This is a genomic window from Mucilaginibacter sp. L3T2-6 (assembly GCF_030519355.1).
Taxonomy (GTDB): domain Bacteria; phylum Bacteroidota; class Bacteroidia; order Sphingobacteriales; family Sphingobacteriaceae; genus Mucilaginibacter.
The window spans coordinates 261,651-281,069 of sequence record NZ_JAUMKC010000001.1 but is presented as its reverse complement, the minus strand read 5'-3'; the positions used below and the strand labels follow the sequence as shown (position 1 = coordinate 281,069).

Here is a 19,419-nt window from a genome sequence, read left to right as displayed (position 1 = left end):
TATTTTAACCCCAAATTACGGACGTAAAATTTGCGCCTGTACAGGAAAATCATGTCGTTATGAAAAAACTTTACCTGCTCCTCTTATCATCATTGCTACTTAACTCCGTTACCCGCGCGCAAAGCCAGGATGTTTATTTTACGTCCAACCCTGCATTAACACCAGATGGAAAAACTGTAATCTTCGCCTATGAGGGTGATCTCTGGAAAGCCGATTTAAACAACCCGGTAGCCACCCGCATTACGGCTATGCAGGGCGAGGAATCTCTGCCCCGCGTTTCGCCTGACGGTAAATGGCTCGCCTTTACTTCCAATCAGTTTGGAAATAACGATGTATATCTTATGCCGATGGCCGGCGGCGACATTAAGCAACTGACCTTCAACAATGCCAATGATGCTGTTGATTCCTGGGGATGGGATTCAAAGACCATCTACTTTAACTCGAACATGTATAACAGCATTAGTGAGTATAAAACTACGATAAACGGCGGCACCCCTGTACGCCTGTTCGGCAATTATTTTAATACGGTACACGGTGTAGCCGAGCATCCGCAAAGCGGCGAGCTGTTCTTCAGCGACAGTTGGGAAAGCTTTATTTTTCCGGAGCGCAAGCATTATAAAGGCGCCTTCAACCCCGACATACAGTCATATAATCCAAAAACTAAAGCCTATAAACAGTACACCGACTGGATTGGCAAGGATTTTTGGACAACCATCGACCAAAAAGGCAACATCTATTTCGTATCTGATGAGGGGAACGGAGAATACAACCTCTATACCTTTATCAATGGAAAGAAAACAGCACTTACACAATTTGACTCATCTATCAAACGGCCGGTGGTGAGCGCAAACGGCGAAAAAGTAGTGTTTGAAAAGGGTTATCAACTATATGCTTATGACGTGGTTTCGAAGCAAACACAAAAAATTCCGGTTACCCTGTCTCGTAACGATGTCCTTAATAAAATGCAGGAGTTTAACGTAAAGGGCAAAATTGAATCGATGGATGTTTCGGCGGATGGAAAAAAGCTGGCATTCGTATCTCGTGGAGAACTATTCATTAGCGACATAGAGGGTAAATTCGTTAAGAAGATTGAGCGTGGAAATGCCGAGCGGGTTACCGAAGTAAAGTGGTTACCTGATAATAAATCGCTGCTGTTTGCACAAACGCTTGGTGGTTATCCCAACTGGTACACTATTGCGGCAGATAAACCTGCGGAGGAAAAGCTGATAACCAATGATAAGCAAAGCGACCGCGCCATTACCGTAAATAAAGAACATACCAAAGGCGCTTACCTGAGCGGCCGTAACGAGGTGCGCTTTATCGACTTAAAAACGTTCGAAAGTAAGACAATTGCTAACGACGAAATATGGGGCTTTCAGAACGCGCAGCCCTGGATATCATCCAACGGAGAATATGTGGTGTACACGGCCTACCGCAATTTTGAGCAGGACATATTTGTCTATGGGATCAAATCAGGCAAAACCATCAACCTTACCAATAGTGGTGTAACAGAAACTGATCCTTTTTGGTCGCCGGACGGAAAATATATCTATTTTGCTTCGGCACGTACAGCCCCTATGTACCCCAGCGGCAGCGGCGACATGCACGTTTACCGTATGCCGCTGCAAAAATTTGACGGCGACTTCCGCATGGATAAATTACATGACTTGTTTAAAGAAGAAAAGAAAGAGGAAACCAAGGACAAGAAAGATAAAGATCAAAAGGCCGGCAAGAAAAAACCGCTATCAGAACAACCTGCACCAAAGCCGCCGGCTGATATCATAATCAACACTGACGATATTATGCGCCGGCTGGAGCAAGTGAGCCCGTATTTTGGGGTGCAACGTAATCCATACGTGATACAAAAAGGAGATAAAACACTGGTGTATTATTCCTCCAATCACTCTGAAGGAAAATGGGCAGTTTACCGAACCACTATTCAGCCGTTTGAAGAAAATAAAACTGAAAAAGTTGCGGGCGAGGAATCGGGAGGTTTTGATATTGTTCAGTCGGGCGATAAATATTATGCGCTGATAAACGGCAACATTTGCACCCTTAATATCGATGCCAATAAACTGGAGAAAATAGATATCGGTTACAAATTCGATCGCAACCTCGACGGAGAATTCCGTCAGATGTATGACGAAACCTGGGCCGGCCTGGAGGAAAACTACTACGATGGCACCTTTCATGGCACCGACTGGAAGAAAATGCACGACCGGTATGCAACCTACCTGCCTTATGTAAATAACAGGAATGACTTACGCGTACTGCTGAATGATTTACAGGGGGAGCTCAACTCGTCTCACCAGGGGTTTTACTCAAATGGTAACGAAGAGCATAAATATCTCAATTATTCCACCATGGAAACCGGGATATTATTTGATAATGATGACCCTTACAAAGTGGCCTCCGTGGTTAAGAATAGCAACGCCGATAAATCAGGCATTGACGTACAGCCAGGAGACCGCCTCAAGACTGTGAACGGGAAACCAGTAGATGAAAAACAGGATCGTAATTTTTACTTTACTAAACCATCTCTTGATAAAGAGATGGAATTGACATTCGACAGAAGCGGCAAAGAGATCAACGTAAAACTACACCCGGAAAGCAGGTTTGGCTTAAATGAGGAGCTATACAACAGCTGGATTGACCATAATCGGGCTGTGGTGACTGAGAAGAGCAAAAACAGGATTGCGTATTCATACATGAAGGATATGGGCGGCGGTTCACTTGAAACTTTCCTGGAAGACATGGTTGACGATGCATATAAAAAAGATGCATTGATACTTGATTTGCGATACAATACCGGCGGCAATGTACACGATGCTGTACTCAGATTCTTGTCACAGCGCCCCTACCTGCAGTGGCAATATCGCGACGGCAAGAAAAGTCCGCAGCCAAACTTTGCCCCTGCCGCAAAGCCGATTATACTATTGGTAAACGAACAAACGTTAAGCGATGGCGAAATGACTGCACAAGGCTTTAAAGAATTGAAGCTTGGCAAAATCATCGGCACAGAAACCTATCGCTGGATAATATTTACCAGCGGCAAAGGATTGGTAGACGGGTCATTTTACCGTATTCCGGCCTGGGGATGCTTTACGCTCGACGGAAAGGATATTGAGAAAAATGGTGTCAGCCCGGATATCTACGTAAAAAACACGTTCACAGACAGGCTGGAAAATAAAGACCCGCAGCTGGACAGGGCGATTGACGAAATAATGAAAGAATTGAAATAAATTAAAAATTTGCGGGGAACGGGCGTGGCAATCTTCTCCTTATGCAGAGTCCGCTATGCTTGATGACGAGTTTGCTTCGTTCCTCCATAATGATAAAGTTTACATTTATGCGTATTGCCGTCGGCCTAATTCCTAACTTTGCCACATCCAAACGAATCCATAAAATCGCGTAAATTCAGGTTCCATGCATCTACATCTTTTCGAAAAACAGGTTTATACAAACCGCAGACAGGCATTGAAACAGGCAATGGCTAACAATGGCCTTATTGTGCTGATGGGCAACGACGACAGCAGCATGAACTATAAGGACAACACTTATCTTTTCCGCCAGGATAGTACCTTTCTTTACTATTTCGGCCTGGATACGCATGGCCTTGCCGCTATCATCGATACCGCTACGGGCGAAGAAGTCATCTTCGGCACCGAGCTTACTATTGATGATATTGTATGGACAGGAACGTTACCCACAGTCAGCGAAATGGCTGCGATGGTTGGCGTTACCCGTACCGAACCTTATGGAAAAATAGCTGAGCACATTTACAAAGCTATGGCCTCCGGGCAGCCGGTACATATCCTTCCGCCCTATCGCCCGGAAAATAAAATCAAGTTGGCGGCCTGGTTAAATACTGACCTGGCCGGTTTAACGCAGTTTGTATCAGTAAAGCTGATAAAGGCCGTAGTTGCCCAGCGCGTTATCAAAACCCCGCTTGAAATCGCCGAGATTGAAAAAGCGGTGAATATCAGCGTGGATATGGAGCTGGCGGTCATCAAAAACACACGTCCCGGGATTAAGGAATACGAACTCGTGGCTAAGGCGCATGAGGTAGCTATCGCCAATGATGCGCGGCTTGGCTATCCTGCTATTATCACCACACACGGTCAAACATTGCATACGCATTATTACGGTAATACCCTTGAGGAAGGCCGTATGGTGCTAAGTGATATAGGTGCAGAGAATGCCATGCACTACGGCGGCGATCTTACCCGCACATTTCCGGTAGGCAAAAACTTTACCACGCGCCAGGCAGAATTATATGAGGTGGTATTAAACTCCATGAACCATGCCATCAGTATGCTGAAACCTGGCGTACGTTATAAAGACATCCACCTTGCAGCCGGGCAAAAATTAATGGAAGGCCTGAACGCCGTGGGGCTAACCAGAGGTGATGCTGCCGAAGCAGTTCAAGCCGGTGCACATACCATGTTTTTTCAATGCGGGCTGGGACACATGCTGGGCATGGATACGCATGACATGGAAGACCTTGGCGAACAATATGTGGGTTACACCGATGCGCTGAAAAAGGAAACTCAAATTTTCGGGCTGAAATCTCTTCGCCTCGGCCGGGAACTGGAGGCAGGCTTTGTATTGACCGTTGAACCGGGTATCTACATAATCCCCGAATTGATAGATCGCTGGCAAGCCGAAAAGAAATACGCCGACTTCATCAATTACGATGTCCTTAACACCTTCCGGGATTTTGGCGGAATAAGGATTGAGGATAACTTTTTAATTACCGATACCGGCAGCCGCGTTTTAGGCAAATATTTACCAAAGAGCTTGAAAGAGATTGAGGGACTGAAATAATAAATATTTGTTAATGCGAGCGATAGCGAAGCAACCTCGCCGCAGTGACAAAATATTTTGGCACTTATTTCTTTACCAAATATTTTGACTGCAGCTGTTTTACAAAACGTATACCGCGCTGCATTAAGGTACCCTTACGGTTCTTCAGGAAGTTTTTAATAGCGGTATAAGCCCGTGCATCTTCCTTAATTTCTGTTGGAAAATATTTTACCGGCTTTTGCGCGATGCGCACCTGGTACATACTCTCGTTGTTGGAGTGGGTACCGCTACCGTCGTTACCAATGTTTTGGATAAGAGACGTTGAAGGATTAAGTGTTAAACCGCCTTTTAAAAATATAGATGCATACCAGCGAATGGCCCATGAGTTATTTTTACCTGCCTTAAATCCAGTCAGCTGCTTCCAGAAATTCATGGTGCCATTAATGGAGAACTGATCGGTCTTTTGCCGGTCGAACTGGTTAAGCAAAACATCCACGTTATCTTCAAAATTTACCCATGCCCTGGCCCAGGTTGCCCAGCCCCAGCTGGTGGCTGCGCGCCAAAAAAAGGTTTCAGGCAGCTTTTTATCCGCCAGTTCAAACATGTAAGCGCCAATATGCATCACTTTTTCGTTATTGGCGTAATGGTCTAATGCCTCGTTAAAGTATTGCAGCGTGTAAGGCGAGGACAGGAGATCGTCCTCAAAAACAATGATCTTTCCGTATTCGTTAACCAGTTGCGTAACCCCGCTGATAATGGAATTGGCCAGCCCAAGATTTTCCTGGCGGTTGATCACCTTTACCGATTTAAAGCCGGTTATCTCGCTGATCAATTGCCTTACTTCGCTAACCTTAGCCTTATCGCCGGCCGTTTTTGGCGCATCCGAGAAAACAAACAGCCGCGACTCCTCGGCCAGCAAGTTCTTTTGCAGGTAGCTGATGGTACGGCGCGTATGTTCCGGCCGGTTGTATACAAAAAGGGCTATAGGGGCAAGATTTTGCATGTATCAGGATCAGAAGATTTCGAGGTGTTTGTCTGCTTTTTTACAAAGAACGGTATATGCGTTCGCTAATTGTTCTTCCTTCTTTTTTCCGAAGATTTTTCCGAGGGCACTTTTCACTGTGTATTCGGTGTTAATTTTTAAATCGGCCAGCAAACTTTTAGGCTTCTTTTGATTGATGTAAGTGTTGAAGCGGGTAACTTCCGGCTCAATCATTGATGTTAAATCATCCTCTACTTCGAAACCTTCGGTATTTAACAGATAGCGCAATGAGGTTGGTGTATAAACATTGATATGCCCGTAAGCCAGGAAATGCTTTATCCGTTTATCTACGCCAGGGCGGTAATCCAGCGGCACCTCTATTACAAAATGGCGCGCAACCCGTTTTAATTCACGCAATAAAATACGCTCATGTTCCACATGTTCCAGCACATGTGACAGAATAATAAGATCGAAGCTGTTATGTTCAAAAGGTAATTTATACCCGTCAAAAAGCTGCACCGATTTAACATTAGGGATGTTTCTGGATTTGATGTGACCTACTCCGCTTTCGGAAATCTCCACAGCGTGATATTCAGGGGCAAAATTGGCATCCGCAAGAAATTTCAGAATACTGCCGTCGCCTGCCCCAACTTCCAGCACTTTTTTAAATTCACGGCCTTTGCAAACCTCTATAATATGCCGCGCCTTAAACTTTGCGCCAAGCATACGCCATGCCTCGTCGTGCTTTTCATAAAATTCGTCGTACGCGGTTTTAACGTTATCGCTTAAGGCGGATGGCTGCATTGGCTTTTTGATTGAATTTCAAAGTTATATTATTCGCCAATTGTATACAGATAAATTTGATTATTTATAAGCGATACGATTAAACTCACAATGTCCCCGGGGCAGATATCTGTAGAAACAAGGAAAACGGTTTCGCGCTCCGCAGGTGCGTAACATTGCATGCGGATTACGCACCTGCGGAGCGCATATTTGGTTGATTATATTTCTGCCGATATTTTGCTCCTAACGGAGCGTTAATAACATCTGCTATGGCAATAGCGATAATTGTACTTTTGGTTAGCGACGAATTATATCTGATCACACTCCTTTTTTAACCACATAAAACAACATCCTGCTCCTGGTTTTAAACCCAAGCGATTCATACAACTTCACGGCTCTTTCATTAGTGGCCAGCACATGCAGGAAAGGAATTTCGCCGGCCGCTTTTATACGATCTACCTGGTACAATATTAATTGTGCGGCATAGCCTTTACCCACATGATCGGGATGAGTGCAAACGGCGCTCACTTCGGCGTAAGGTTTTGGATTCATACGCTGACCGCACATCGCTACCAATTGCTCACCATCGAATATTCCCCTGTAATGTCCGTACGCTATGGTTCTTTTAGCAAACGGACCGGGATTTGTAAGCCCGGTGAGCTCCAGCATGGCAGGGACGTGTTCTTCGGTTAAGATTACAAGTTCGTTCTTAAGATTCACCTGGCGGGCTGGCGTTTCGCAAACCATTTGCAGGCAGTCGAGACAGGTGATCAATTCCCACGATTCAGGTATAGTTAACTCAACGGGAGTAACTACGCCAAAAACCGATGACGCAGGCGCAATTTCATATAGCTTTTTAAGATTTTCAGTAGTATTTTCTTTTAAAGCGGCGAATGGCGATACCTCTGGATGAAAGTATTTTATATCTCCCTCGCCAACGGCAAACCGGGTATTTCCGGTTTCCAATGCGTTCCAGGCTGGATTATCGAGCGGGTGTTCCATGGCAATTTATAAAGCTCCAAATCTATCACGTCACCACGCTTCGAAACGGCAATTTTCATGTCAAATTATGCCAGCTTAAAATTGCTGCAGGTAACTGATCTTAGCTATCACATGGTCTTCAGTTTGCGGATGCAAAACCAGGTTATCTGCCACACCGGCCACACCGCGGTTGTATATCAGGTAAACATAAGACAAAGGCAGAAACTCCCACGATAGCCTTATATTATAATTGTCATCATTGTTTAGTGAGTTTTTTTGGTAAATGCCAGTCAACTGTAAACGCGGGTTTAAAGCAAATCGACCCTGTAAAATATAAAGGTTTACCGACTCGGTTACTTTTTGTTCGCCTACGCCTTTAAAACGGTTATGGTTAAACTCACCCATCAACGAAATATAAGGTATCGGTGCAAATTGCAATTTCCAGTCGGCGGATGTCAGGTGCCCATTAAAATAGCTTCCCGTTTTCCAATCCAGCATCAGGTTTAAAATTTTCGAAGGGTCGGTACTCAGCATGATGTTATGCAAAGTGTAATTGTAGTCGCCCGGGGCAATATTGATGTCAAGCGGATTAAAAACTTCTGTTAAATGCTGTTTGGTGGGTGTAAAGCCGTAGCCTAAATAAGCCCCGCTTTGCAGGTTGAACCAAATTGGATAAAACGCCAGGCTCATTTCGGCAAATTTACCGGTAGAGGCTGTATAATATAACTCCGGCAATATCCCCGGCTCAAACGCCCGGATAAAACTCTTAAACGGCAGCAACTGGCCGCGGTAGTAATAGTTCATACCAGGCGTCGTTCCGATAACATCCTTGCGTGATACAAAACCCAGTTGAGGATCGAAGTCTTTGGTAATGACCGATTCTGTCCACCAGATTTTATATTGGTTGGTTGAGTTAATGTACTGCATGATGCCGCCAAAACCCTTTTTACCACTATTGGTAGTTGTAGATTGTGTAAGAATAGCATTAACCGATTGCGACTGCCCCAGCCTGAAAAATCCATCAACGGTACTTTCAATATTCGAAGCTCCCGGCTGGTTCTTAACACTCACTAAAGCACCGATGCGGTTCTGGCTGCCAAAGTTTTCAGAAACTCTGCCAACGAAAAAATTCGTGCCGGGCAAGTCGTTATCGCTTGCCTGCCGCATTACAATTGCTCCATAATTTAAGTCAGACGACCGGTAAACAAAGCGCCCACCGCCAACTATAGGGATAGGGTTCCCCTTATCGTCCAGGCCAATGTTGCGGCTGGAAAAAGGTTGGTATCGCATTGCCCCGCCGGAGCCATCGGTAAACTGACTAACTCCCACTCCAAACAACGATGCATTCTCCAGAAAAAATTGCCGTTTCTCGGGAAAAAATACCGAGAAACGCGTAATATTATTCACCTGCAGGTCGGCATCTGCCTGGGCAAAATCTGTATGCGCCGTAAGGTCGAGGATGGAATTGGAGTTGATAGCCCATTTTAAATCGCCGCCAGGCTTAAAATGCGTACTCGATGGCTTCACATCTGCGCCGAAATTACTGTAATGATCATAAGAGGTCAATATATAAGGCTGCACCCTGATATTGGTAGTAGGCGGCGGTGGCTGCAGGTTGGTGAGCTCGCCGGCATAGTTCATGTGCGTCGAGCTGAACACTCGCGGGAATGGCGAAAAAGCGCTGATCTCATTGGTCAATCTGCGGTTACGGTATATATTTAGTCCCCAGGTTTGGATGGAATCCGCTCGTTTTGGGTACCGCAGTGTTTTCCAGGGAATAGCAATTTCGGCCACCCAGCCTGTATCCGTCCGTGTAGTGCGCACCTCCCATAACCCATTCCAGTCGATATCAAAATAAAGATCATCGAAAGCGAGCAAATCACGCTGAACACCATAAGCATTGGTTGCAAAAACCATAGCGTTGCGCTTATCATTAAAGGCATCAAAACTTAAGTTTACCAGGTCGTGCTTGGTAAAGTCAAAGTCACGGATAAAATCTGTTGCGCGAATTGCCTTCTTTCCCAGCGGATCTTTGGAAATGATACCGAAGTAAAGAAACTTCTTGTTATACAGCACCTTAACCACTGTCTCAACTACTGGCGCCTTTCCCTGGTAAGGCTCAATTTGTATAAATGGCGGCGATATCGGCGCCAATGTCCATTCCGCTTCATCCAGTTTTCCGTCAATATTGAGAGTAGTTTCAATTTTTACAGCTTCTATTTTCCTGCGATTGGTGTCAGGATTAAAAAAGTCAGCATCCTGCGCAAACAGGTGCGATGAAGCCACGATAAATATTAAGAAAAGTAAACGTTTAACCATAGTTTATAAGACAGGGCGGGGCGACTAAAAATAAATAATTAACCCGACATTGTCTTACCTGGGTTTACGTACTAATTTTTAAACCACGCGGCACTAAGAAATTACAGAGCCCCCTGAGAGAAAAACAATCATTCTCAGCGTTCTCTGTATCTCTGCGGTTAAAAATCTATCTTACAAAAGCCATAGCAACGCCCCCATCCACATTCAGTACATTTCCGGTCGATTTATCGAGCAAGCCGCCAACAAAAACAAAACAGGCATTGGCAATATCCTCGGGCAGGATAATTTCATTAAGTAAAGTCCTTTTGGCATAATAGGCCGGTAATTCTTCAACAGTTACGCCATAGGCCTTTGCGCGACCCGCCGCCCAGTCGCCTTCCCAAATTTTGCTGTCGGCAATTACCGCATCGGGGTTTACCACATTTACACGTATTTTATCTTTGCCCAGTTCTGCAGCGTTAAGCCTGCTTAAATGTAATTGAGCCGCCTTTGCAGAGCCATAACCCGCATTGTTTGGGCCGGATACTAGCGCATTTTTACTGACTATATTCAGCACATCGCCGCCGGTATCTTGCTTGCGCATAATGCCTACACCGGCCTGGGTAACCATAAATTGTCCCTTCACCAATACATCATACAATAAATCCCAATCTTTTTCAGTATGATCTTCAATGGGTTTAGAAATGGACAAACCGGCACAATTAACCACCAAATCAACACCCGCAAACGCGAGCACCGCTGCATCATAAGCTTTTTCAATAGCCGTCTTATCGGTAACGTCCATCAGCGCAGTGTTATAAACATCTTTACCATATTGCTTTGCAAATTCCTGGCTGGCGTGCTCAAGGCGACCTGCATCATTGTCATTGATAACTACACATGCACCTTCATCGGCAAACTTTTTGGCGATGGCCTTTCCAATCCCTCCTGCACTGCCGGTAATTAAAGCTATGCGACCCGAAAGTGGTTTAGGTTTCGGCATGCGCTGCAATTTTGCTTCTTCCAGCAACCAATATTCAATATTGAATGCCTCCTGCCGTGGCAGCGAGGTATATTCCGAGATAGCCTCAGAGCCTTTCAAAACATTGATGGCATTGATATAAAACTCGGCTGCAACGCGGGCAGTTTGCTTGTCTTTTGCAAACGTGAACATACCAATGCCCGGGTATAGAATAACCACAGGATTGGCATCGCGCATGGCCGGGCTATTCGGGTGCTTGCAGCTTTCATAATATTCGGCATACATTTTACGGTACGCCTCAAATGCGGGGGCAAGCTTTTCCTTTATCGCTTTAGTGTCGCTCAGATCATCTTCAGCGCCTAATTCTAATACAAGCGGACTAATCTTCGTCCTTAAAAAGTGGTCCGGGCAACTGGTACCCATGGGCGCCAGCCGTGCCAGATCGTTCGAGTTAATGTATTCCAGCACACGTGCATCGTCCGTAAAATGACCAACCATCCGTACGTTCCCCGAACAAAAACCACGCAAGACGGGCGCAATTTCAATCGCCTGTTTTTTTCGGGTAGCTTCTGCCGGGCTGCTGATCTTACTGCCGCCAAAAGCAGGGCCTTTTCTGTTATAGTTCTGTTCCAGGTATCCGGCACATTGCTCAATAACTTCCAGGGTGTTTATGTAGCTTTCGTAAGCCGTATCGCCCCAGGTAAACAATCCGTGGGAGCCCAGCATAATTCCACGGATACCGGGGTTGTCATCAAGGCATTGTTTCAATTTTAACCCCAAATCAAAACCAGGACGCTGCCATTCCACCCAGCCTATTTTTCCGTTAAAAAGCTCCTGCGTAATTGTCTTACCATCCTTTGCTGCCGCAATAGCTATGGCTGCATCCGGGTGCAGGTGGTCGATATGTTTAAAAGGCAAAAAACCGTGCAGCGGCGTATCAATCGATGGTGCTTTTGAACTTAAATCGAAAATACAATGATTGAAAAGTTCCACCATCTCATCTTCATGCTCAATACCCCGGTAAACATTCGTAAGACTGCGAAGGCGGTTAACATATAGCGCGGCCAGGCCGCTTTTCTTTAACGTGCCCAGGTCGCCGCCGGATCCTTTTACCCACATCACTTCTGTATCTTCGCCCGTAAGCGGATCTTTTGCTGTTACTTTGCATGAAGTATTGCCACCACCATAATTGGTGAGCCTCAAATCGGCGCCCAATAGGTTCGATCGGTAAATCAGCAACGCAACTTCATCGCCTGCAAGCTCCGCCGCTTTTGCATCATCCCATAAATAGCTTACATGCTTAAAATTTGTTTCTTTCACAGACATATTTTTTTTCTCTTGATTCTTGTAGTTTTTCTAATCTCCGGTCTAACCTCTACTTTATGGCATTGCCATAACCCACTATCAGCACAGATAATATAATCACCGCTATACCGGCTACAACTGTAGTGAACGCTTTTTTGCTCACACCTTTCCATTCTTTCAGTACCAAACCCCATATATTGGCCACAAGGATGATAAACGCCATGTGCAAGATCCATGAACTGGCGCCATTGCCCAACCTACTCTCCCCCATGCCATAAAAAAAGAATTGCAAAAACCAGGTTGTGCCGGCCAATGCCGCAAACAGGTAGTTTCTTAGCAAAGGCATTTTAGTATTGGTGTAATCGCCAAAAGTTTTGTTGCGGGCGTTCAGTACCATGCACCAGATAAAGTTGGTGGTCAGTCCGCCCCATAGCACAATAATATACACTACGTTATTTCGGTAGAGGAATGAAGTTGTACCGGGATGCGAAGCTAAATACGCAGAATTCGCCACATCGGCCATTGATTTTCCGGCCTCGAGACCAAAATTGAAGCACGCGCTCAGGATACCCGAAACTATCGCTACAAAAATACCCAGCCCGAAACGGTAGTCTTTATTTTCGGCTTTAGCCGCTGAATTTTTAGCCAAATCATTTTCCTTCAATGTTCCTGCTTTACCGCAGATGATAATACCGATAACGCATACGGCTATACCGAGCAAAACCATCTGCCCCCAGTGCGACGTGGCCAGCGTTACAATGGTGTCTTTACCGTTTTTCGGAAATAGGTAATAATAGACCGATGGCACCAGCGAGCCAAATACCGCACATAAACCCAGGATGATGGTGCTACCCAGCGAGACACCCAGGTATCTTACACCTAACCCATAAGTTAATCCCCCTATACCCCACAAAACACCCATCAGGTAAGTCCAACCCAGCACGTCTGCACTGGTTTGCCTGATAATGCCGGCGAAATCAGGGATGGTTAAATAAGCAGCCAGCGGCGGAACGATCAGCCATGAAAATAGACCGCCGACAATCCACATACTCTCCCATGCCCATCCCTTTACTTTTTTGTAGGGGATATAAAAACTACCGGAAGCAAAGCCTCCGATGAAGTGGAAAAATACGCCTAGGATAATGCCCATGGTTTGGTCAGTTAGTGTTTTTATCGTAAGGGCGTATTGCATACCCCTTGAACTTTGTTTTCTATTCCTCTAGTACAGACGCGATGTATGGTGTTTCTACAACGATCCTTTATGGCTTGGCCGCGCTGAAATGATACACTCCCGAACCCACATTTACCGGCACATAGCCATCTTTAGCCTCTCCTGTCATTATACCCGGTACTGTTGCCAAGGCTTTACCCCCCTCGGTCATCCCATTGCTGTTTGTACCAGGGATATAAACCGTTGCCGTAGTGTTTGCAGGGATTTCCACATCCATCTTTAAGGTAGTACCATCCACTGTCCAATGCGAGCTTACTTTGCCGTAACCGGTTTGATAATCGGCAGCTACATTGGTCAGGTTTCCGCCAATGGTTGGTTTAATGGTTATGCCTTTGTAGCCGGGCGCATCCTGCTTTGTATCGATACCTGCAATCACACGGTACATCCAGTCGCCAATGGCCCCGTATGCGTAGTGATTATAAGAGTTCATGGTCGGGGTTTCAAAAGTACCGTCGGTACGTATGCCGTCCCATCTTTCCCAAATGGTGGTGGCGCCCATTTTAACCGGGTATAGCCATGATGGATAGGTTTGCTGCAACAGCAAGCGATAAGCAACGTCAGCATGGCCAAACCGGCTCAGCACATGGCAAAGATACGGCGTGCCCAAAAATCCGGTGGTAAGGTGATTGCCATATCGCTGGATATTTGCAGCCAGCCTGTTTGCTGCCTGCGCCCTCAGGTTTTCCGGAAGCATATCGAATTCCAATGCCAATACATAAGCAGTTTGTGTATCCGATGAAATCAAGCCATTTGGCGTAACGTATTCATTTAAAAATCCTTTTTTTATCCGGGCAAGTGATTCTGTGTAAGCTGCTTCATCTTCCTTTTTGCCGAGCACCCTGGCCGCATCTATCATCAATTGGGTGGAATGTGCCCAAAAACACTGAGCTATCAAATATTTACTGGTGATAGCCGACATGCCATCATTATCGTCATTCACGCTGTAAAACAGCCAATCGCCGAAATGGAAGCCGGTGTTCCAAAGGTCGTTTCTGGCATGATCCTGCATGTATTTTACCCAGGCTTTCATGCTCGGGTATTGGTTTTCCAGTATTTGCTTGTCGCCATAGGCCAGGTACATATTCCATGGAATGATAGTCGAGACATCTGCCCAGCCGGTGCTGGCGCCCGATTCACTTTTAGCGCTGCCCAATACATCCGGAATAACAAAGGGTACGCTGCCGCTCAGGTATTGATCCGCAGCCACATCTTTCAGCCATTTGGTAAAAAAGCTGTGCACATTCATGTTATAGGAGGCCGTGCGCGAAAACACCTGTGCATCGCCGGTCCAGCCTAAACGCTCATCACGTTGCGGGCAGTCGGTGGGCACATCCAGAAAATTTCCTTTTTGGCCCCACTGGATATTATGCTGCAGTTGGTTGAGCATTGGGTTAGAGCAGGAAAAGGTGCCTGTCGGCGTCATGTCCGAATACAGGGCGATTGCCGTAAAGTCGTCTGGATTAATGGCGCCAGGATAACCCTCAACCTTTATAAACCTGAACCCCTGCCAGGTAAATTGCGGCTCAAAGGTTTCCTGTTCGCCGCCTTTCAGTATGTAAACATCCTGCGAACGCGCTGAACGTAAATTCTCGGTATAAAAATTCCCAAACTTATCTATCACTTCAGCATGCGAAACCTTAATCGTATCGCCTGATTTACCCTTTGCCTTTAATTGCACCCAACCAACCAGGTTTTGTCCAAAATCAATAACCTGTTCACCTTTAGGTGTCTTAAATATCTTCACCGGTTTAAATGTCTCATGTTTTCTTACCGGCTCGTTATAAGTTGCAACTAAAACGTCTTTATCAAAATTCTGCACTGTTACACCAGCCCAGCTCTTATCATCAAAATTAGTGGTCGCCCAGTTTTTTTGCTGCATCCTATCGTCGATAGTAGCGCCGTTATATATTTCCGCATACCGTACCGGCCCGTCTGGTGAAGACTTCCAGCTATCATCAGAAACTATTATGGCAGTACTGCCATCCGTATAAGTTACTTCCAACTGCAACAACAGGGCAATGTCTTTTCCATAAAAGTTCAAGCGATTGGCAAAGCCTACATGCCCGCGATACCAGCCGCTGCCCAGCATTGCACCAATGGCATTTTGGCCTTGCTGCAATAAATTGGTAACATCATAAGCCTGGTATTGCAGTCGCTTGTTGTAACTGGTCCAACCGGGAGTAAGGTAAGCGTCGCCTACACGGTGTCCGTTTATTTCAGCCTGGTATAAGCCGTGTGAAGTAATATACGCCGTGGCCGACTGTACTTTTTTTGCGAGGCTAAAAGTTTTGCGGAATAATGGACTCGGCCTGTTAACCGAATCTTCTTTATATCCCGGTGTTATCCATTGAGCCTTCCAGTCGGCAGGCGAGAGCAGGGCCATCTGCCAGCTTGCTGACTCACTCCAGGCAGATGCTTTGCCCGTATTATCCCAAACGCGCACCTGCCAGCTATATTTATGCCCTGATTTTAAAGGCTCGCCTGCATAAGTAATGTACATTGATTGGTCAGACATTACCTTACCGGTTTTCCAAACTTCGTGCTTACCTCCTAAGTCATATACCCTTAGCTCATAAGCGGTTTGCATCACACCTCTCCGGCCGTCGGCACCCAATTGCCAGCTAAATCGTGGATTAAGTGCATCCACGCAAATCGGATTAGGTTTATTTTCGGTTAACAGTTTTAGCACTTTAATCTGCCCAAAACTTAAGGCAGCCAGGTGCAGTGCAATAAAAAGTAAAGATAATTTTCTCATTGTAAACGGTAAGCAGGTCTGCTGCAAATTGAACAGCCAAGTTAATGAAATTGCAGGTAGTTAACTATCCTGTACTGTCCTCTCCGGCGCGGCCCTAAAATAAAAAAAGCGTCCCTTATCTCACCCAGGGACGCCTTGTTAAGATTAGAATCTAATAACATCAACTAAATCCAGGCAGGGTATCTCACACCCTTGCCTTTTCTCATGACAATTTTAATGTGAATAAGCTCTTTTGCAGTTCAATAAATATTTCAATGCGATATGGGTATGACGATACAAACGAAACAACCTTACAGGAAGAATTATCATTTAACAATTATTTAACTGCATCAGCCGCCACCACCCGGAGGGCCGCCGGGACCACCGCCCGGAGGAGGGCCAAAGCGAGGACCGCCATGGCCACCCGGCCCGCCAAAGGGCGCTTTGCCGGCCATTTTGGTAAAGCGGTAGGTAAATGTTAACAGGTAATACCTGCCCAGTTTATTGCTGTTGGTCTGTGTTACAAAATTCCCATTCTGCGTGCTGGTATAGCCGGTATTTTCGTTGAACACGTCATACACTCCTGCACGTATGGTTGCCATATTTCCCTTCAGGAACCTGCGCTCTACGTAAGTATTGAATATATTAGGATTGCTGGCGCCTTTATAGCCATAATACATGTACTTGGTATAGTCGTAGCTAAGCGTCCAGTTTTTCCAGAAATAATTTTTACCATTCAGGCCTAATTGCCAGGTGCGGAAGTTGTCGTTAATCCCCGGCTGGTTGATCGAGTTTTTTGAGGAATTGATGGTATAGGTAGTATTGGCTTCTGCATCAATAATATCGGTTATATCAACTCTGAAACGTGCGCCCGGCGCGATAACCCAGGTTTTTGCATTGTTTTTTTCAGTTGTTGCTTCAAAATTATTAGCGTCGATGTTGGTAATGTATGATATGTTATTGATGTAGGATATATTACCCTGTAAAAACAGATTGTATTTGCGTTTTTGCCAGGGCTTGTTAAATACAAAGAAACCCTGTGCCGCCGAATATCCGTCTGCATTTCGGTATTGTGTTTCAATAGTACCGGCCAGTTTGCTGTTAGGCGTATAATTAACCGGGTAAGTTACGGTATTGGAAACAATCTTATTAGCTGTGGTGGTGAATGAGAAATTACTAAAGAAGATGTTTCCTGTCTCAAAACTAAAATTATTGTATCTGAAATCGATCCTGTTGTTGTATTCCGGCTTCAGGTCGGGGTTACCCGTAATCGGGTAGGATGCGTTGGAGAAATCGGTAACCGGCTGCAATTCAGAAAAAGTTGGCTGCGTGCTATACCCGGTGTAATTTGCACTGAACGACTGCGACCTTGAAAAATTGTAAATAAAATGTGCATTGGGCGATACGTTAAACGAACTGATGCTGGTAGGAATACCGGTAGTGACTGAATAGCCCTTTAAAACCGAAGGCTGTGCAGTAACGCCCAAAACGTAGTTGTACTTTTTCTCAACAAACCGGTAGTTCAAGCCAAAACGGTTAGTAATAAAAGTAAAATTGTAGTTATTGCTTAGTAGGGGGTAGTTGTTAATGTCGGCGCCATTAGCTGCTAAGGTATCCGTCGCTTTATCGGCCGTGGTATAGCTGTGGCTGTACTTATAATTTACTTCAAGGTACGACCGTTTGGCAATAGGCTCTATATACGACAGGGAGGTACCTACAGTGTCAGTATGACTGTTGGTATTAATAAACTGGTCGAGCGGGGCATTGGCAGCGCCGGCTATATAGTTATAAACCGGGTTTTGGTAAGCCCTGCTGCTTGTACGGCCAGTGCCTATGTTTAGGCTGAAGTTACGGCCATGACCGTTAAACCTGTGGTTGTACAATGCATTAATACCATAATTAGGCGCGGATGAATTACTCAGCGATGTAAAATTATAGTTTGAAACTGTTTCGGTTTGATTGGCTAAAAGGTTAGAGCCATTCTGAGTGGTATTAAGGCCGATATAAGTGTATGACGGGGTAACCTTTAAGTAGTTAACGGTATCCGGCTTCCATTCCAGGTTAAAATTCAAACGATGCGATTTGGTCTCATCGTCCTGAACGCTATTTTGCGAGTTGGTACTGGGGTTGACCAATGAAATATTATTTTGAATTGTTGAACTAATGGTGTTGGTGGATTTATCCGAAAAACTGTAGCTGCCGTAAACAGTGACCTTTTTACCCCAGCTGTCCCGATAGTTTAAACCTATTGAACGATTAATAGATATACCTGTCTGGTTGTTGTTATTGCCTCCCGGGGGGCCACCGCCGCCTCGCCGGCCTCCCGGCCCGCCAAAGTTAAACAAGTTGGTATTGGTATTATTAAGATTGGCCAAGACCGCAATTTGCTGTCCATCGTTAAAGTTGAACATATTTCCCTGGGCTATATAACGAGTACCGCCGCTAATGCCGCCTTTGTCTGGAATAGCGTCATGGCCTGCACCGGCGCTAACCTGACCAAAGTAGCCGTGGTTTCTGCTTGGCTTAATGTTGATATTTAATACAGTTTCAGGGTCGCCTGTCTTAATGCCGGTCATGTTAGCCTGGTCGCCATAGTCATTTAACATCTGCACATTTTGCACAGCATCCGCAGGCAGGTTTTGTGTAGCTGTTTTTAAATCGCCGCCAAAAAAATCCTTACCATTAACGCGCACCTTGGTAACGCTTTTACCCTGGAAAGTCATGTTGCCATCTTTATCCACATCAGCGCCGGGAATCTTCTTAATAAGGTCTTCTACAGGGGCGCCGTCGCGTACCTTATAAGCCGCTGCATTAAACTCGATAGTATCCTCCTTTATTTTCACAGGGACAACGTCGGTAATAGTTACCCCATTCAGCATAGTGGTCGATGGCTTCAAAATGATTGGCTTTAAAAACACCGGGTTATTGGTATTATCGAATGTCAGTCTTATGCGCTTGGCCTCATAACCTATAGATTGTACTACAAGACTGATCTGCGTGGCTTTTACTGAACTGAACAGGAATGCCCCTTTCATGTCAGTTATTACGTTCATGCTGTCTTTACCCGCTATCAATTTTACAGTTGAACCGGGCAGCGTCGCCTTTGTGGAATCGGTTACCGTGCCATGAACATCCCGCCCTGCCTGGGCGAATGTATTGGCACTGATTAAAAACAATGCCGCGATAAAAAGGTATATTGGTTTCATATTTATAGTTGCTCTTTTCAAGATGTTGCAAAGAAATTGCATAGCATCATCATCATAAAGCAAAATAGACGGCAGGTAAAAAGAAGTAGACAAAACCCTTTTTACAACCTA

At 45.3% G+C, this 19,419-nt stretch carries 10 protein-coding genes; 2 read left to right on the top strand and 8 right to left on the bottom strand.

The features are described from left to right. Positions 1-59 precede the first annotated feature (59 nt). Together Q3W13_RS01310 and Q3W13_RS01305 are read left to right on the top strand one after the other, a co-directional pair. Positions 60-3,242: a S41 family peptidase gene (locus tag Q3W13_RS01310; RefSeq protein WP_302860714.1), complete on the top strand. Its 3,183-nt coding sequence runs from the start codon at positions 60-62 to the stop codon at positions 3,240-3,242. 184 nt (positions 3,243-3,426) lie between these two features. Continuing rightward, positions 3,427-4,827, top strand: coding sequence for an aminopeptidase P family protein (locus tag Q3W13_RS01305; protein WP_302860712.1), 1,401 nt, complete (start codon positions 3,427-3,429; stop codon positions 4,825-4,827). Between the two features lie 64 nt (positions 4,828-4,891). Here Q3W13_RS01305 and Q3W13_RS01300 read toward each other — a convergent pair whose 3' ends face one another. From Q3W13_RS01300 to Q3W13_RS01265, 8 genes are all read right to left on the bottom strand, one after another. Further along, positions 4,892-5,809: a glycosyltransferase gene (locus tag Q3W13_RS01300; RefSeq protein WP_302860711.1), complete on the bottom strand. Its 918-nt coding sequence runs from the start codon at positions 5,807-5,809 to the stop codon at positions 4,892-4,894. A 9-nt stretch (positions 5,810-5,818) separates the two neighbouring features. Further along, complete coding sequence (locus Q3W13_RS01295; RefSeq protein WP_302860710.1) at positions 5,819-6,592, bottom strand: class I SAM-dependent methyltransferase; 774 nt, start codon at positions 6,590-6,592, stop codon at positions 5,819-5,821. A gap of 297 nt (positions 6,593-6,889) precedes the next feature. Continuing rightward, complete coding sequence (locus Q3W13_RS01290) at positions 6,890-7,573, bottom strand: GNAT family N-acetyltransferase (protein WP_302860708.1); 684 nt, start codon at positions 7,571-7,573, stop codon at positions 6,890-6,892. Positions 7,574-7,648: 75 nt separating this feature from the next. After that, positions 7,649-9,871, bottom strand: a complete 2,223-nt coding sequence (locus Q3W13_RS01285; RefSeq protein ID WP_302860706.1) for a carbohydrate binding family 9 domain-containing protein — start codon at positions 9,869-9,871, stop codon at positions 7,649-7,651. 166 nt (positions 9,872-10,037) lie between these two features. Beyond that, complete coding sequence (locus Q3W13_RS01280) at positions 10,038-12,158, bottom strand: bifunctional aldolase/short-chain dehydrogenase (protein WP_302860704.1); 2,121 nt, start codon at positions 12,156-12,158, stop codon at positions 10,038-10,040. Positions 12,159-12,207: 49 nt separating this feature from the next. Continuing rightward, positions 12,208-13,287, bottom strand: coding sequence for an L-rhamnose/proton symporter RhaT (gene rhaT, locus Q3W13_RS01275; protein WP_302860702.1), 1,080 nt, complete (start codon positions 13,285-13,287; stop codon positions 12,208-12,210). Positions 13,288-13,396: 109 nt separating this feature from the next. Next, positions 13,397-16,123: an alpha-L-rhamnosidase gene (locus Q3W13_RS01270; protein WP_302860701.1), complete on the bottom strand. Its 2,727-nt coding sequence runs from the start codon at positions 16,121-16,123 to the stop codon at positions 13,397-13,399. Positions 16,124-16,452: 329 nt separating this feature from the next. Beyond that, positions 16,453-19,308: an outer membrane beta-barrel protein gene (locus Q3W13_RS01265; protein ID WP_302860700.1), complete on the bottom strand. Its 2,856-nt coding sequence runs from the start codon at positions 19,306-19,308 to the stop codon at positions 16,453-16,455. Positions 19,309-19,419: the final 111 nt, after the last annotated feature.

Coding starts and splice junctions, on each gene's coding strand:
- Q3W13_RS01310 (WP_302860714.1), top strand. CDS start 60: ATGAAAAAACTTTACCTGCTCCTCTTATCATCATTGCTACTTAACTCC.
- Q3W13_RS01305 (WP_302860712.1), top strand. CDS start 3,427: ATGCATCTACATCTTTTCGAAAAACAGGTTTATACAAACCGCAGACAG.
- Q3W13_RS01300 (WP_302860711.1), bottom strand. CDS start 5,809: ATGCAAAATCTTGCCCCTATAGCCCTTTTTGTATACAACCGGCCGGAA.
- Q3W13_RS01295 (WP_302860710.1), bottom strand. CDS start 6,592: ATGCAGCCATCCGCCTTAAGCGATAACGTTAAAACCGCGTACGACGAA.
- Q3W13_RS01290 (WP_302860708.1), bottom strand. CDS start 7,573: ATGGAACACCCGCTCGATAATCCAGCCTGGAACGCATTGGAAACCGGA.
- Q3W13_RS01285 (WP_302860706.1), bottom strand. CDS start 9,871: ATGGTTAAACGTTTACTTTTCTTAATATTTATCGTGGCTTCATCGCAC.
- Q3W13_RS01280 (WP_302860704.1), bottom strand. CDS start 12,158: ATGTCTGTGAAAGAAACAAATTTTAAGCATGTAAGCTATTTATGGGAT.
- rhaT (WP_302860702.1), bottom strand. CDS start 13,287: ATGGGCATTATCCTAGGCGTATTTTTCCACTTCATCGGAGGCTTTGCT.
- Q3W13_RS01270 (WP_302860701.1), bottom strand. CDS start 16,123: ATGAGAAAATTATCTTTACTTTTTATTGCACTGCACCTGGCTGCCTTA.
- Q3W13_RS01265 (WP_302860700.1), bottom strand. CDS start 19,308: ATGAAACCAATATACCTTTTTATCGCGGCATTGTTTTTAATCAGTGCC.